The sequence below is a fragment of the Dyella ginsengisoli LA-4 genome, assembly GCF_000334915.1.
Classification (GTDB): domain Bacteria; phylum Pseudomonadota; class Gammaproteobacteria; order Xanthomonadales; family Rhodanobacteraceae; genus Dyella_A; species Dyella_A ginsengisoli_A.
In genome coordinates, this window is sequence record NZ_AMSF01000027.1 from 44,577 (window position 1) to 60,323 (window position 15,747).

The following is a 15,747-nucleotide window of genomic DNA, read 5'->3' on the forward strand; positions in this document are numbered from 1 at the left end:
TCCCGGCACAGTCGGCGTAGGATGTTGCGCGTAGCCCCACATGGCGCCCGAGACGCCGATCCGCCCCGGATCGTTCCGGCCGTGCAACGCGGACCGCGCCTTGCGCATCCCATGGGGGCAGGACAAGGCGGCGACCAGCATTTACGTACGCCCATCGCAGGGACGCCCCGGATCCGCTCCGGCGGATCATCCCCGATCGCGGAGAACCCGCGAGGAGCCGTGTCATGACATCGACCACCGCCCATCCCTCGACCCAACCCGACGTTCCCGCCCCGACCCCGCTGCAGGAGGCGATCGGCCGGGCGCTGCCCCAAGGCGGGACGGTGCACGCCGTGCACCGCGACTACGACGGCCGCGGCCTGCTGATCGAGCCGCTGGACCACCTCGACGGCAAGGAGGACTGCCAGCGCTTCACGATCCGCTGAGCAGTGGCGCCCCGCCCGGGCAGGCTGTCCGCCAGCGTGGACGGTCGGCCGACGCGCCACTGCCGGCACCGGGCGACGGGCGGTGAACGCGTTGCCGCGACTGTCAAGCTTGTGGCCCATCCGACCCACGGTTACCTTTCCGGGTCAGCCGCCGAGTCGCCATGCCCTCCCGTTTCGTCCACCTGCACCTGCACAGCGAGTACTCGCTGGTCGATTCGACCATCCGCATCAAGGCGCTGGTCGACGGCTGCGTGCGCGCGGGCATGCCGGCGGTCGCGCTGACCGACGAAAGCAACATGTTCGCGCTGGTGAAGTTCTACAAGGCCTGCAGCGCGGCCGGCATCAAGCCGATCGGTGGCAGCGACCTGTGGATCAGCTCGCCGGACGACCCGCGTCCCTGGCGCCTCACCGTGCTGTGCCAGGACCGCGAGGGCTACCTCAACCTGTCGCGGCTGGTGTCGCGCGCCTGGCGCGACGGCCAGGCCGGCGGCAAGGCCACGGTCGACGCCGGCTGGCTGAGCCCGGCCGCGTCGCACGGGCTGATCGCCCTGCTCGGGCGCGAGAGCGAGGTCGCCCGCATCGCGGTGAACCAGGGCGTCGAAGCCGCGCTGGCGAAGCTGCGCCCGCTCACGCGGCTGTTCCCCGACCGGCTGTACCTGGAGCTGACCCGCTGCGGCCGCGAGGGCGAGGAAACCTGGAATACCGCCGCGCTGGCGCTGGCGACCGAGCTGGACCTGCCGGTGATCGCCAGCAACGACGTGCGCTTCCTCAGGCAGGGCGACTTCGAATCGCACGAAGCGCGCGTCTGCATCCATCAGGGCCGCGTGCTGGCCGATCCCAAGCGCCCGCGCGACTACAGCGACCAGCAGTACCTGAAGTCGCCCGAGGAGATGGAGGCGCTGTTCGCCGACCTGCCCGAGGCGCTGGAAAATACCGTCGAGCTGGCCAAGCGCTGCAACCTCGAGCTCAGTTTCGGCACCTACTACCTGCCCGACTTTCCGGTGCCGGAAGGCCACGACCTGGCCAGCTATATCCGCGAACTGGCGCGCGCGGGACTGGCCGAGCGCCTGGCCGCCGCGCCGCTGGCCGAGGGCAAGACCCTGGCCGACTACGAGACACGGCTCGAACGCGAGCTGGACGTCATCATCGAGATGGGCTTCCCCGGCTACTTCCTGATCGTGGCCGACTTCATCAACTGGGGTAAGCAGAACGGCATCCCGGTCGGCCCGGGCCGCGGCTCGGGCGCCGGCTCGCTGGTCGCCTGGGTGCTGAAGATCACCGACCTTGACCCGCTGCAGTTCGATCTGCTGTTCGAGCGATTCCTCAACCCCGAACGCGTGTCGATGCCCGACTTCGACATCGACTTCTGCATGGATCGCCGCGACGAGGTGATCGACTACGTCTCACGCAAGTACGGCCGCGACCACGTCAGCCAGATCATCACCTACGGCTCGATGGCGGCGAAGGCGGTGCTGCGCGACTCCGGCCGCGTCCTCGGCATGGGCTACAACGCGGTCGACCGCATCGCCAAGCTGATTCCCGCCCGTCCACTCGACCTGACCCTGTCCGATGCGCTGGGCCGCAGCGAGAAGTCGAAGAAGGAGCCGGATCGCGTCGTCAGGGAATTCTGCGACCTCTACGAGCAGGACGAGGACGAGGCGCGCCCGCTGATCGACCTGGCGCTGAGCCTGGAGAACCTCACCCGCAACGCCGGCAAGCACGCCGGCGGCGTGGTGATCGGCCCCAGGCCGCTGACCGAATTCGCCCCGCTGTACTGCGAACCGGGCGGTGGCGGCGTAGTCACGCAATACGACAAGGACGACGTCGAAGCGGTCGGCCTGGTGAAGTTCGACTTCCTCGGCCTGCGCACGCTCACGATCATCGACTGGGCGGTGAAGGCGATCAACGCGCGCCGCGCCCAGAGCGGCGAGGCGCCGCTGGATATCAGCCAGCTGCCGATCGACGACGCGCCCACCTACGAGCTGCTCAAGCGCGCGCAGACGGTGGCGGTGTTCCAGCTCGAATCCTCCGGCATGCAGCGCATGCTCAAGGACGCCCGGCCCGACCGCTTTGGCGACATCGTCGCGCTGGTGGCGCTGTACCGCCCCGGCCCGATGGACCTGATCCCCAGCTTCGTCGCGCGCAAGCACGGCAAGGAAGAGGTGGAATATCCGGACCCGCGCGTCGAGCCGATCCTGAAAGAGACCTACGGCATCATGGTCTACCAGGAGCAGGTAATGCAGATGGCGCAGATCGTCGGCGGCTACTCGCTCGGCGGCGCCGACCTGCTGCGCCGCGCGATGGGCAAGAAGAAGCCCGAGGAGATGGTCAAGCACCGCGCCATGTTCCGCGAAGGTGCGGCCAAGGACGGGCTCTCCGGGGAAAAGGCCGACCAGATCTTCGACCTGATGGAGAAGTTCGCCGGCTACGGCTTCAACAAGTCGCATGCCGCCGCCTACGCGCTGGTGTCCTACCAGACCGCGTGGCTGAAGACGCACTACCCGGCCGAGTTCATGGCCGCGACGATCTCCTCGGACATGGACAACACCGACAAGGTGGTGACCTTCCTGAACGAGTCGAAGGCGATCGGCCTGACCGTGCTGCCGCCCGACGCGAACGCCTCCGAATACATGTTCGTGGCGACCCAGCCGAAGGAAATCCGCTACGGCCTGGGTGCGATCAAGGGCGTCGGCCAGGGCGCCTGCGAGGCGATCGTCGAGGAGCGCAAGCGCAACGGTCCCTACACGGATCTGGCCGACTTCTGCCGCCGGGTCGACCCGACCAAGCTCAACCGCCGCGTGCTCGAAGCGCTGATCCACGCCGGCTCGCTCGACGCGCTGGCGCCGACCCGCGCCAGCCTGATGGAGCAGTTGCCGGACGCGATCAAGGCCGCCGAACAGCACCTGCGCGACCGCCAGTCCGGCCAGAACGACATGTTCGGCGCGGCGATGGGAGCGGTGACGCCGGTGGTGCAGATCGACCTGCCCACCGTGCCGGAGTGGCCGCTGGAGCGGAAACTGCAGGGCGAGCGCGACACGCTCGGCCATTATCTGTCCGGCCATCCCACCGATCCCTGGCGCGACGAGCTGGCGCAGCTGTCCAGTTGCCCGCTGGGCGAGATCGCCGAGCGCTACCAGCCGCCGCGCCCGCGCAAGAACGACGACGGCGACAACAACCGCTTCCGCCGCGGCCCGGACACACCTTGGACCGTGGCTGGCATGGTCACCGCCGTGCGCAAGCGTGGCGACTCCGACGCCTTCGTGCGGCTGGAGGACGGCACCGGTTCGATCGAGGTGAGCTTCTTCGGCGAGCTGTTCCAGCAGGTGGCCCCACTGCTGACCCGCGACGAGATGCTGATCGTCGAGGGCGGCCTGCGTATCGACGAGTTTTCCGGCGGCGGCTTCCAGGTGCGCGCGCGCAGCGCGATCACCCTGGCCGACGCCTGCCGCCGCCATGCGCGCCTGCTGCGGCTGAAGCTCAATGGCATCACGCCGGACTTCCCGGCGCAGCTGCAGCGCACCCTGGCCGGTTTCCGTGGCGGCCGCGCCAGCGTGGTGCTGCACGGCTACCACAACCGCGACGCCCAGGCCGACCTGGAGCTGGGAGAAGACTGGCGGGTCGAGGCGATCCCGGACCTGCTGCGCGCCGTGCGCGCCCTGCCCGGGGTCGAGGCGGCCCGTCTGCGCATCGTGAAAAGCCAGGAGTGAGAGGAGAGGAGTGAGAAATGAGAGAAGAGCATCGTTCGCTCCGCCCGCTGCACCACACACTCCTCCCTGGACCTTTTGCGCGCCGTGGCGGCCTTGCGTGGGGGCAAGGCAGCCCGGCTACGCATAGCGAAAGGCCTGTCGTGTGCGGCAAGGCTTTGGAAGCGAGAGAAAGCCATGCCCGCTGCGGACGCTTGACCTCTCACTCCTCACTCCTCGCCACTCACTCCTCGCCCCAACCCCATACGGCGGCGTTCTCGCGTTTTTCCGCGGCCCGCTATACTGCCCCGCTTACTGTCCTGAACCGCGCCGAATGAACCCGAACTTCCTCGATTTCGAACAACCGATTGCCGAGCTGGAAGCGAAGATCGAAGAGCTTCGTCACGCCAGCCATGGCCAGGCGGTGGACATCGACGAAGAGGTCGTCCGCCTGCGCGAGAAGCTCAAGGTCAAGACCGCAGAGATCTTCCGCAACCTCAATTCGTGGCAGGTGACCCAGCTGTCGCGCCACCCGGCGCGGCCGTACACGCTGGACTACATCAGCGCCATCTGCGAGGAGTTCCACGAGCTGGCCGGCGACCGTGCCTTCGCCGACGACGCGGCCATCGTGGGCGGCCTGGGCCGCATCAACGGCCGCTCGGTGATGATCATCGGCCACCAGAAGGCACGTGATACCAAGGGCAAGGTGCGCCGCAACTTCGGCATGCCGCGCCCCGAGGGTTACCGCAAGGCGCTGCGCCTGATGAAGATGGCCGAGCGCTTCGGCCTGCCCATCCTCACCTTCATCGACACCCCGGGCGCCTACCCCGGCGTCGGTGCCGAGGAGCGCGGCCAGAGCGAGGCAATCGCCCGCAACCTGCTGGAAATGGCCGAGCTGAAGGTCCCGGTGGTGTGCACGGTGATCGGCGAAGGCGGCTCCGGCGGCGCGCTGGCGATCGGCGTGGGCGACGCGGTGATCATGCTGCAGTACTCGATCTATTCGGTGATCTCGCCGGAAGGCTGCGCCTCGATCCTGTGGAAGAGCCAGGACAAGGTCCGCGACGCGGCAGATGCGATGGGCGTGACCGCCCCGCGCCTGCTCGAGCTGGGCCTGGTCGACAAGGTGGTGCGCGAGCCACTGGGCGGCGCGCACCGCAACCCGCACTCGATGGCGATCCGCCTCAAGGCCGTGCTGCTGAACGAGCTGGACCGGCTCGAGGCGATGAACGTGCCCGACCTGCTGGCGCGTCGCTACCAGCGCCTGCGCGGTTACGGCGCCTACGCCGAGGCCTGATCCCCGAGCTGCGTGGCTGCTATCGTCGGGCGCGAACGGAATCGCCGCACGACGAGGACCGCCATGCGCCGCATCGCTCTCTCCACGACGCTCGCACTGCTTGCGCCTGTCGCCCTGGCCACAAGCACGCCGCCGATCACCACGCCCGCGGCGCTGGCCCATTACCTGCGCGACACGCCGATCGAACGCTCGCGGCTGGGCGCGCTGCGCCACGAACTGGAGCGCGCCGGCGTCAGCTACTGACCCGGACCCTCCGCCGCTCTGCCATGATGGGGACTGGCTCGCCCAGGGAATCTTCGCCATGGCCAACACCCCATCCGACCGCCTCGCCGTCCTGATCGACGCCGACAACGCCCAGCCGGCCATCGTCGAGGGCCTGCTGGCGGAGATCGCCAAGTACGGCACCGCGCACGCCAAGCGCATCTACGGCGACTGGACCGGCTCGCACCTGAAGGGCTGGAAGGAAACGCTGCTGACCTACTCGATCCAGCCGATCCAGCAGTTCGGCTACACCCGCGGCAAGAACGCCACCGACTCGGCGATGATCATCGATGCGATGGACCTGCTCTACACCGGGCGCTTCGACGGCTTCTGCATCGTCTCCAGCGACAGCGACTTCACCCGGCTGGCCGCGCGCATCCGCGAGTCCGGGCTCACCGTGTACGGCTTCGGCGAGAAGAAGACGCCCGAACCCTTCGTCGCCGCCTGCGACAAGTTCATCTACACCGAACTGCTGGTGGAGAAGCCGGAGGACGAGGCGCCGGCCAAGCGCCTGTCGCAGGCCCAGCTCAAGGGCGACGCGCGGCTGGTCGGGCTGCTGCGCAACGCCATCGACGCGGTGTCCGACGACAGCGGCTGGGCGCACCTGGGCGCGATCGGCTCGTCGGTGGCCAAGCAGGCGCCGGAGTTCGACCCGCGCAACTACGGCTACCGCAAGCTGAGCGAGCTGGTCGACGCGATCGGCCTGTTCGAGATCGACCCGCGCGGCGACGGTGCCACCCGCACGCTCTACGTGCGCGACAAGCGGCGCAAATAGCCCCGCGCCGCCGCGCAGCGGGCGTGACCGTGGCGGCCGCCCTAGACTGTGCGCCTCCCCGGCCACAACGCATCGTCTTGTCTCACTCGCTGACCGAACACCTGCTTGCCCGGCTGGCCGACGCGCCGGCAGATGGCCTGTGCGTGGCCTTCAGCGGTGGCCCGGACTCCTCGGCGTTGCTGCATGCGCTGGCCTCGCTGCCACGCGGCCGGCCACTGCGCGCCCTGCATGTCGACCACGGGCTGCATCCGGACAGCGCACGGTGGGCCGAACACGCCGTGGCGTTCTGTGCGGCGCTCGATGTCGCCTGCACGGTGCTGCGCGTCTCGGTGGACCTGGATGCCGGCCTCGGGATGGAAGGTGCGGCACGCGAAGCCCGCTACGCCGCACTGGCCGCCGCGCTGCAGCCGGGCGAGCAGCTACTCACCGCCCATCATCGCGACGACCAGGTCGAGACGGTGTTGCTGAAACTGCTGCGAGGCGCCGGCCCGGAAGGCCTGGGTGGCATGCGCGAGCGGCGGCCACTGGGTGCCGGCACACTGTGGCGCCCCCTGCTCGACCTGCCCCGCCAGGCCTTGCAGACCTATGTGCAGAGCCACGCTCTGACCTGCCTCGACGATCCGGCCAACCTCGATCCGCGACTCGCCAGGCATGCGCTTCGCCACGAGATCCTGCCGCGTCTGGCCCGGCACTGGCCGCACGTCGCCGACTCGATCACCCGCAGCGCCACGCTGTGCCGGGATGCCGCCGACGCCCTGCGCACCGCCTGGGTGGTCGCTCTCGACAGGCTGCACGACCACGCCACCGGCAGCTTGCACGCCGCCGGCTGGCGCGACCTCGCCCCCGGCCTGCGCGAGCCGCTGCTCGATCACTGGCTGCACGGTCGTGGCCTGCCCGCGCCCACCAGCGGCCAGCGCGCGCAGATCCTTCGCCAGATCGACGCCCGTGACGGCCGCGTCCCCTGCATCCGCTGGCCCGGTGCCGAACTGCACGTTTGGCGCGGGCGCCTGTGGGCCCTGCCACCGGCACCGCCGTTCGCCCCGGACTGGCAGGCGTGCTGGCGCGGCGGCGTGCTGGCCCTGCCGGATGGCGGCTCGCTGCACCTCGACCGCACGCTGGACGCTCCGCTCACGGTCCGCCTGCGTCGGGGCGGCGAACGCCTCAAGCCGGCCGGCGACCCGCACACCCGCGAGCTGCGCGACCTGTTCCAGGCCGGCGCCTTGCCCCCGTGGCAACGCCTGGCCTGCCCGCTGGTCTGGGAGGGCGACGCACTCGTGGCCGTCGCCGACCGCTGGTTGAGCGACCGCGGCCGGGTGCTGCTCGGCGAAACGCTGCGCTGGGTTCCGGGCCGCTAGCGCAAAAGCCCGATACCATGCGGTTTCCAGGGCGTGCGCGACGCCTTTTCCATTGATTCCCATGCCCCGCTGCGTTAGCGTTGCCGGCCATGGCAAAGACCGTTCCCGCCCCTGCCGATACCGCGCCAGCCGCCGACTTCGAGCATTCGCTCGACGAGCTCGAACAGCTCGTGGCGAAGATGGAAGGTGGCGACCTCAGCCTGGACGATTCGCTGGCCTCCTTCGAGCGTGGCATCGGTCTGTACCGCCACTGCCAGCAGGCGCTGGAGAAGGCCGACCTGCGGGTGCGCCTGCTGCTCGACCCCGACGCCCCCGAGAGCGCCGAACCGTTTGAACCCGAACTCTGAGCTGAGCCCGGCGCTGCAGGCGCTGATCGATCGCGCCGACCGCGCCCTCGCCGCGGCACTGCCCGCCGAAGACGCCCCGCCCGCCGAACTGCATCGCGCCATGCGCTACGCCGTGCTCGGCGGCGGCAAGCGGCTGCGTCCGCTGCTGGTCTATGCCGCCGGCCACGCGCTGGGCTGCGACGACCCGGCGCTCGACGCGCCGGCCTGCGCGGTGGAATTGATCCACGCCTACTCGCTGGTGCACGACGACCTGCCGGCCATGGACGACGATGCACTGCGCCGCGGCCGCCCCACCTGCCATATCGTGTTCGGCGAGGCGATGGCGATCCTGGCCGGCGACGCCCTGCAGGCGCTGGCCTTCGAGCTGCTGGCCAAGGCGCCGGTGGATCCTGCCACCGGCATGGCGATGCAGCGCGCCCTCGGCCGCGCCTGCGGCGCCGAGGGCATGGCCGGGGGCCAGGCGCTGGATCTGTCCGCCGTTGGCCGCACGCTGTCGCTGGACGAGCTGGAGCACATGCACGCCTGCAAGACCGGCGCGCTGATCCGCGCCTCGGTGCAACTGGGCGCGATGACCGCCGGCGCGGACATCGCCACCCTGGATGCGCTGGACCGTTACGCCCACGCCGTCGGCCTGGCTTTCCAGGTGCGCGACGACATCCTCGACGTCGAGGGCGAATCGGCGGTGATCGGCAAGACCGCCGGCAAGGACGCTGCCGCCGACAAGCCCACCTTTCCGTCGATCCTGGGCCTGGATGCCTCGCGCACCCGGCTGGCGCAGCTCACCGACGAAGCGCTGGCCGCCGTCTCCGTGCTGGAGTCGCGTGGCGAGCTGCTGATCGAGCTGGCGCGCTACGCGGCCGGTCGCCAGCACTGAAAAGGGCGGCCTGCGCCGCCCTTTCCATCCCTCCGAGAGACCCTTCGGCTCAGCCCGCCTGCTTCGGATCAGGGCCGTACTGGTTGGAGCCCTGGGTACCCTCGAGCACCATCAGCACCAGCAGCCAGATCGTGCCGATCAGCGGGATCAGGCCAATCAGGATCCACCAGCCCGATCGATCGGTGTCATGCAGACGGCGCACCGTCACGGCGATGCCTGGCAACAGCACCGCCAGCGAATACAGCGAACCCAGCATCCGCAGGTGGATGATCGCCCCGATGACGCCCACCACGATGGCGGCAAGGATGTTCACCAGGGTGAACATCCAGTACTCCTGGCGCCGCGCACGGCCTTCGAAATCGACGTAGTGATCCTTGATACACGACACGTACCAGTCGAAAAATCCCATCCCTATCTCCCCTTTTTCGATTTGTCTGCCAGTCCCGGTGGCGCTGGCTCCCGATCGGTGTGCGGACCCGTTCGCTGATGGCCCCGCACACCGCACCGCCGATTCTGGCAGGTTCTCTCATGCCGCTGCTTTGCAGCGGGGTTACTTGATAAGACGCAGCGCGAACGGATAGCGGTAGGCCACGCCCTCATTGGCCTTGATCGCCGCGATGATGGTGAACACGATCCACACGATCGCGAGTGCCCACAGCAACAGGAAGCCGATCAGCACGAACACCAGGATCCAGCAGATCGCGCCGGCGATCATCACCGTGATGTTGAAATTCAACGCCTCCTTCGCCTGGTCGTCGACGAAGGGCATGGTGTCCTTCTTCACCAGCCAGATGACCAGCGGCCCCAGGAAGCAGGCCCAACCTGCGGTGACCAGACCGAGCAAGGCCGACAGGTGGGCGAACATCGCCCATTGACGCTGCTCGGCGGAAGGTCCACCGGCAACCGGCGGTTCGGATGGCGGCGGATCGCTCGGCGGCGGCGCGGCCGGCGGGGGCGGAGGAGGTACGACGTCTTCGGGGGGAATGCTCATGGCCTGACCCTCGGTAGTGGCAAAGCATCGCGCGACGCGGCGATGTCCTGTCGATGCTACCGCGAGCGCAGACTTTTGCGCAGGGGACCGATCGGCTATTCGCCGGCAACGGTCATGCGATCGAGCAGGATAGAGCCGGTCAGGATGTGCGAACGCGGATCCACATCCGACCCCACCGCCACGATGCCGGCGAACATGTCGCGCAGGTTGGCCGCAATGGTGATTTCCTCGACCGGGAACGCGATCGCACCGTTCTCCACCCAGAACCCCGAAGCGCCGCGCGAGTAATCGCCGGTGGTGGTGTTGACGCCCTGCCCCATCAGCTCGGTGACCAGCAGACCGGTACCCAGGCGCGCCAGCATGCCGGCGAAGTCGCTGGCCTCGCCGTCGCTGCTGCCTGGCGTGACGACCAGATTGTGGATGCCGCCGGCATTGCCGGTGGTGGTCAGGCCAAGCTTGCGGGCGGAGTAACTGCCGAGAACATAGCGCGCCAGGATGCCATCCTCGACCAGTGCGCTGTCGCGGGTGGCCACGCCCTCGGCATCGAACGCGCCGGAAGCCTGACCGCCGCGCAGCAGCGGCCGCTCGACGATCTGTATCCACGCCGGCATCACCGGCTTGCCGGCGTGGTCGACGAGGAAACTGGAACGCCGGTAGAGCGCCCCGCCGCTGACCGCGCTGACCAGGTGACCGACCAGTCCGCGCGCCAGCTCCGACGCGAACAGTACCGGGCACTGCCGTGTGGACAGGCTGCGCGCACCCAGGCGGGCCAGGGTGCGCTCGGCGGCCTTGTCGCCCAGCGCCTTCGCGTCCATGAACTTCGCCGCGTCGCGCACGCTGTCGTACCAGTAGTCGCGCTGCATGCCGGCCTCGTCGCCGGCGATCAGCGACAACGAGATCGAGTGCCGGGTGCCGCGCTCGCGACCGACGAAACCGTGCGAGTTGGCGTACACCGACAGGCTCTCGCCCATCTGCACGCCTGCGCCGTCGGAATTGCTGATGCCGGCGTGGGCGCGCCCGGCGTCCTCGATCCGCTGGCCCAGCGCGATCGCGCCGGCGGTGTCGATCGACCACGGATGCCACAGGTCCAGGTCGGGGAACTCGGTGGCCATCAGCGCCGCATCGGCGAGACCGGCCGCCGGGTCCTCCTCGGTGTAGCGGGCGATCGCGCAGGCCTGGTCCAGGGTGGCCTGGATCGAGTCCGGATTCAGGTCGGCGGTACTGGCCGAGCCCTTGCGCTGGCCGAAGTACACGGTGAGGCCGAAACCGCGGTCGCGGGTGTGCTCGACCGTTTCCACCTCACCCAGCCGCACGTTCACGCTCAGGCCCGTGTCGATGCTGGCGGCCACCTCGGCCTGGCTGGCCCCGGCGGCGCGCGCGCGGCGGATCACGTCCTGCGCCAGATCGGCCAGACGGTCCAGTTCCTCGCGGCTGTGGTCGGGATGGGGAGTGATGTCGCTCACGTGGGATTCCTGCAGGGTGGACGGGTAGAATGGACGACCCGCGCCGCCCAGCTCCCAGACATGGGGCCTGCCGGCCGGCATGAAAAGAGCGTGCCAGTCTGGCCGCTGTGGAGAGTCCCATGCAACCAGCCGCCGGTATCTACCGCCACTACAAGGGCCAGCGCTATCGCGTGCTGGGCACCGCCCGCCACAGCGAGACGATGGAGCCACTGGTGGTCTACCAGGCGCTGTACGGCGAACGCGGCCTGTGGGTGCGCCCGGCAGCCATGTTCTGCGAAACGGTGGAGCTGGAGGGCGAGCCGATTCCGCGCTTTGCGCTGGAGCAGGCCGACGACAGCGATCCTCTCCTTCTCGCCATCCCACCGGAAACCAGCCCGTGAGTCCCAGCCGAAGCCGCAGCCAGTACGAACTGGACGAAAACGAATACGGCCCCAGCCGCACCCAGCAGCGGCGCGACGCGCTGGCGGTGCTCACGCTGGCCACGCAACTGGTGGAAATGATCCCGTCCAGGCTGGCCAAGCTGGAGCTGCCGGACGACGTGCGCGACGAGATCGCCAACGTGCGGAAGATCACCTCGCACATCGCACGCAAGCGCCAGCTCGGCTTCCTCGCCAAGCTGATGCGCCGTCACGACGAATCCACCTTCGACGCGGTGCGCGCCGCGCTGGGCGAAAACCGCGACAAGCAGCGCCAGGAGACAGCGGCGATGCATCGGATGGAATCGCTGCGCGAACGCCTGCTCGGCGACGAGGGCGATGTCGCCCTGTCCGAGCTGGCCGAACGGCATCCGACACTCGACCGCCAGCACCTGCGCTCGCTGGTGCGCCAGGCGCGCATCGAGAAAAACACGCCGAACAAGCCGCCGCGCGCCTATCGCGAGATCTTCCAGGTGCTCAAGGCGCTGGAAGAAGTCGATGTCGACGAGGACTCAGCCGGCTGACCGGGCGACGCCGCAAGGGTGCCCTCGGCGCCCGCGGTTCAGAAGTCGGCGGAACGATCCATGGCGTCCGCGTCGCCGTCGTGAAGCGCCATGTCCCGGACATTCTTCTGCACGGCCACCGCGGCAAACAGGCTGAGCAGGAACGCCATGGCGTAGAAGCCCTTCTCGCTGAGGCCGAGGGTGGCGTTCCACAGCCCGACCACCAGCAGCACGATGGCGATGCCGAGCGAGACCCAGCACAGGCCGAAGTACAGGCCCGTCACACGCAGTCCCTCCAGCCGATCGCGTACCGATTTCTGCAGCGATACCGCTGAAAACAGCCCGTACAGCAGCAGGGTCAGGTAGTAGCCCTTTTCGTTGAGCGCCATCTGGGCATTCCACAGCCCGATGAGATAGGACAGCGAGCCAACCATCAGGGCCAGCCAGGAAGCACCGACGAAGGCCGCCGTCGGGCGTTGGGTCTGCGGAACCGGCATGCTCACTCTCCTTAGATCGCATGGAAGGCGCCGCTACTCTAGCAGCGCTGCGCCGGTGGTTGCGGCCGGAAGAGCCGCCGGCTCAGGACGCGGTACCGCCCACCGTCATCGAGTCGATGCGCAGCGTCGGCTGGCCGACGCCCACCGGCACGCTCTGGCCGTCCTTGCCGCACACGCCGACACCCTCGTCCAGCGCCATGTCGTTGCCGATCATCGACACCCGCTGCAGCACCTCCGGACCGGAACCGATCAGGGTGGCGCCCTTCACCGGCGCGGTGATCCTGCCGTCCTCGATCAGGTAGGCCTCACTGGCGGAGAAGGTGAATTTGCCGCTGGTGATGTCCACCTGGCCACCGCCGAAGTTCGGCGCGTACAGGCCCATCTTCACCGAGCGGATGATCTCGGCCGGATCCATGCTGCCGCCGCGCATGTAGGTGTTGGTCATGCGCGGCATCGGCAACTGGGTGAACGACTCGCGCCGGCCGTTGCCGGTGGGCTGCATGCCCATCAGGCGGGCGTTGAGCTTGTCCTGCATGTAGCCGACAAGGATGCCGTCCTCGATCAGCGTGGTGCACTCGGTCGGCGTGCCCTCGTCGTCGATGCTGAGCGAACCGCGGCGCCCCGGCAGCGTGCCGTCGTCGACCACGGTGACGCCCCTGGCCGCCACGCGCTGGCCGATGCGGCCGGCGAAGGCGGAGCTGCCCTTGCGGTTGAAGTCGCCCTCCAGGCCGTGGCCGATCGCCTCGTGCAGCAGCACGCCGGGCCAGCCCGGGCCGAGCACCACGGTCATCTGGCCGGCCGGGGCGTCGACCGAGTCGAGGTTGACCAGCGCCTGGCGCACCGCCTCGTCGGCGAACGCCAGCGCGCGGCCGTTGGCGATCAGCTCGCCGTAGCTGTAGCGGCCGCCGCCGCCGGCATAGCCCTGCTCGCGGCGGCCGTTGGCCTCGGCGATCACCTGCACGTTGATGCGCACCAAGGGGCGCACGTCGGCGGCCAGCGTGCCGTCGGAGGCGGCGATCAGCACGGTGTCCAGCGTGGCGGCGAGGCTGACGATCACCTGGGTGATGCGCGGATCGCGCGAGCGCGCGTAGGCGTCCACCTCGCGCAGCAGGGCGATCTTGTCCGGATTGGGCAGGCTCTCGACCGGATCGATCGCCGGATACAACGCCCGCGTGTTGCCCAGCGCCAGCGGACGGCCGGCGCCGCGGCCGTCCTGCGCGATGGCGCGGGCGGCCCTCGAAGCTTCCAGCAGCTGTGGCAGCACGATCTCGTCGGAATAGGCGAACCCGGTCTTCTCGCCCGAGATCGCGCGCACGCCCACGCCCTGCTCGATCGAGTGGCTGCCGTCCTTGACGATGCCCTCCTCCAGCAGCCACGACTCGCTGCGCGAGTGCTGGAAATACAGGTCGGCGGCGTCGATCGACGGCGCCATCAGCTGGTCGAACACCCGCTCCAGGTCGCCGGTGGCGAGACCGCCGGGGGTAAGCAGGCGTTGCTGGGCCTGGTCGAGAAGAGAGGACATGGGCATCTGCGTCGGGATCCGGTGATGACGATCGAACGTGGGGGCGGATGCGGCCGCTTTAAAGCGCGCCGGCCGGCGGGCATCCGCTACGATGCGCCAAAGCAAGGACAGCGTCCACGGAGTCACCATCCATGTCGTCAGACACCCCGCGCAAGCGCCCGCTGGAAGTCATCGAACACACCCTGCAGCAGCCCGTCGCCGAGACACGCGAACTGCTGCGCAGCGACGGCGAACTCAAGCCAGGCCTGGGCCGGGTCAGCGGCGTGATCGCCCTGTCGCTGGGCGTGCTCTGCCTGCTGGCGGTGCTCGCCTTCCACTTTCCGCAATACCTCACCACCCCGGACCTTCGGCACAAGTACTCGGTCGACGTGCTGCGCCAGCTGCTGCTGGCCGGGCTGCTGGTCGCCGGTGGCATGTCGCTGGGCAACGTGATCCTGGGCCGCTCGCGCAATATCAACGCGGTGGCCTTCGTCTTCGTGCTGGCGGCCACCGCGCTGGGCGGTTCGCGCGTGCCGGTGGGCAACTTCCCCGACCACACGCCGTACATCGGGCTGGACTGGTTCATCCTCGACCTGCTCGGCTCGACCCTGGTGTTCGTGGTGATCGAGAAGCTGTTTCCGCTGTACAAGGGCCAGGCGGTGTTCCGCAAGGAGTGGCAGACCGACCTGAAGCACTTCGCGGTGAACCATTTCATCGTGGGGCTGGCGCTGCTGACGGTGAACTTCCTGCTGCATCACCTGTTCGGCTGGCTCACCGACAGCCCGTTCCAGCAGACCGTGCAGCACATCGCCTTCGTGCCGCAGCTGCTGCTGTGCATCCTGGTCGCCGACCTGGCGCAGTACTGGACGCACCGCGCCTACCACGAGGTGCCGTTCCTCTGGCGCTTCCACGCGGTGCACCACAGCGCCAAGACGATGGACTGGCTGGCCGGCTCGCGCCAGCACATGCTAGAGCTCATCGTGACCCGGGTGGCGGTGCTGGCGCCGCTGTACATCCTGGGTTTCAGCGAGGGCGTGATGAACGCCTACATCCTGGTGGTCGGCTTCCAGGCGGTGTTCAACCACGCCAACGTGCACCTGCCGTGGGGCCCGCTGAAGTACCTGGTGGTGACGCCCGATTTCCACCACTGGCACCACGCCTCGGACGACGAGGCGATCGACCGCAACTACGCCGCGCACTACGCCTTTCTCGATTACCTGTTCGGCACCGCGGTGAAGTCGACGCGCCGGTTTCCGGAGAAGTACGGCGTGGTCGGCGACTACATGCCCGACGGCTTCGTGCGGCAGCAGCTGTTCCCCTTCCGCGGCCCACCGAAGAGAGCCGGCACCCCGGACTGAGGGC

General features: G+C 68.9%; 16 protein-coding genes. 11 read left to right on the top strand and 5 right to left on the bottom strand.

Annotated features, from left to right (window positions below):
- Positions 1-224: 224 nt before the first annotated feature.
- The 8 genes from C693_RS0108415 (at position 225) to C693_RS0108450 (ending at position 9,014) form a co-directional block, all read left to right on the top strand.
- Entirely contained in the window at positions 225-425 is a 201-nt protein-coding gene (locus C693_RS0108415; RefSeq protein ID WP_017461822.1) for a hypothetical protein, read from the top strand.
- Between the two features lie 161 nt (positions 426-586).
- Entirely contained in the window at positions 587-4,132 is a 3,546-nt protein-coding gene (gene dnaE / locus C693_RS0108420; protein ID WP_017461823.1) for a DNA polymerase III subunit alpha, read from the top strand.
- A 310-nt stretch (positions 4,133-4,442) separates the two neighbouring features.
- Entirely contained in the window at positions 4,443-5,402 is a 960-nt protein-coding gene (locus C693_RS0108425; RefSeq protein ID WP_017461824.1) for an acetyl-CoA carboxylase carboxyltransferase subunit alpha, read from the top strand.
- 63 nt (positions 5,403-5,465) lie between these two features.
- Entirely contained in the window at positions 5,466-5,645 is a 180-nt protein-coding gene (locus C693_RS0108430; protein WP_017461825.1) for a hypothetical protein, read from the top strand.
- Between the two features lie 58 nt (positions 5,646-5,703).
- Positions 5,704-6,438, top strand: a complete 735-nt coding sequence (locus C693_RS0108435) for an NYN domain-containing protein (protein WP_017461826.1) — start codon at positions 5,704-5,706, stop codon at positions 6,436-6,438.
- Between the two features lie 77 nt (positions 6,439-6,515).
- The gene (tilS, locus tag C693_RS0108440; protein WP_017461827.1) at positions 6,516-7,793 is read left to right on the top strand and encodes a tRNA lysidine(34) synthetase TilS; all 1,278 of its coding nucleotides are present in this window, start codon (positions 6,516-6,518) and stop codon (positions 7,791-7,793) included.
- An 89-nt stretch (positions 7,794-7,882) separates the two neighbouring features.
- Positions 7,883-8,140: an exodeoxyribonuclease VII small subunit gene (locus tag C693_RS0108445; protein ID WP_017461828.1), complete on the top strand. Its 258-nt coding sequence runs from the start codon at positions 7,883-7,885 to the stop codon at positions 8,138-8,140.
- 1 nt (position 8,141) lies between these two features.
- Entirely contained in the window at positions 8,142-9,014 is an 873-nt protein-coding gene (locus C693_RS0108450) for a polyprenyl synthetase family protein (RefSeq protein WP_430536801.1), read from the top strand.
- Between the two features lie 49 nt (positions 9,015-9,063).
- On the opposite strand, the gene C693_RS0108455 is transcribed toward C693_RS0108450, so the two are convergent.
- The 3 genes from C693_RS0108455 to pmbA all read right to left on the bottom strand — a co-directional run bounded on the left by C693_RS0108455 (position 9,064) and on the right by pmbA (position 11,468).
- Positions 9,064-9,423: a DUF805 domain-containing protein gene (locus C693_RS0108455; RefSeq protein ID WP_017461830.1), complete on the bottom strand. Its 360-nt coding sequence runs from the start codon at positions 9,421-9,423 to the stop codon at positions 9,064-9,066.
- A gap of 141 nt (positions 9,424-9,564) precedes the next feature.
- Positions 9,565-10,005, bottom strand: coding sequence for a DUF4870 domain-containing protein (locus C693_RS21410; RefSeq protein ID WP_043598573.1), 441 nt, complete (start codon positions 10,003-10,005; stop codon positions 9,565-9,567).
- 95 nt (positions 10,006-10,100) lie between these two features.
- Positions 10,101-11,468 (bottom strand): metalloprotease PmbA, encoded by a 1,368-nt coding sequence (gene pmbA / locus C693_RS0108465; protein WP_017461832.1) that lies wholly within the window; start codon positions 11,466-11,468, stop codon positions 10,101-10,103.
- A gap of 119 nt (positions 11,469-11,587) precedes the next feature.
- Here pmbA and C693_RS21415 point away from each other — a divergent pair, with 119 nt between their 5' ends.
- Both C693_RS21415 and yjgA read left to right on the top strand, forming a co-directional pair.
- Complete coding sequence (locus C693_RS21415; protein WP_017461833.1) at positions 11,588-11,848, top strand: DUF1653 domain-containing protein; 261 nt, start codon at positions 11,588-11,590, stop codon at positions 11,846-11,848.
- Positions 11,845-12,408: a ribosome biogenesis factor YjgA gene (gene yjgA, locus C693_RS0108475; RefSeq protein ID WP_017461834.1), complete on the top strand. Its 564-nt coding sequence runs from the start codon at positions 11,845-11,847 to the stop codon at positions 12,406-12,408. The genes C693_RS21415 and yjgA overlap by 4 nt, the downstream gene beginning before the upstream one ends.
- Before the next feature lie 38 nt (positions 12,409-12,446).
- Here the strand turns inward: yjgA and yiaA are convergent, their stop codons facing one another.
- On the bottom strand, positions 12,447-12,884 hold the full coding sequence (gene yiaA / locus C693_RS0108480; RefSeq protein ID WP_017461835.1) for an inner membrane protein YiaA: 438 nt from the start codon (positions 12,882-12,884) through the stop codon (positions 12,447-12,449).
- Positions 12,885-12,966: 82 nt separating this feature from the next.
- Positions 12,967-14,412, bottom strand: a complete 1,446-nt coding sequence (gene tldD, locus C693_RS0108485) for a metalloprotease TldD (RefSeq protein WP_017461836.1) — start codon at positions 14,410-14,412, stop codon at positions 12,967-12,969.
- Between the two features lie 125 nt (positions 14,413-14,537).
- Between tldD and C693_RS0108490 the strand changes: the two genes are divergently transcribed.
- On the top strand, positions 14,538-15,743 hold the full coding sequence (locus tag C693_RS0108490; RefSeq protein WP_017461837.1) for a sterol desaturase family protein: 1,206 nt from the start codon (positions 14,538-14,540) through the stop codon (positions 15,741-15,743).
- The last annotated feature ends 4 nt before the right edge of the window (positions 15,744-15,747 follow it).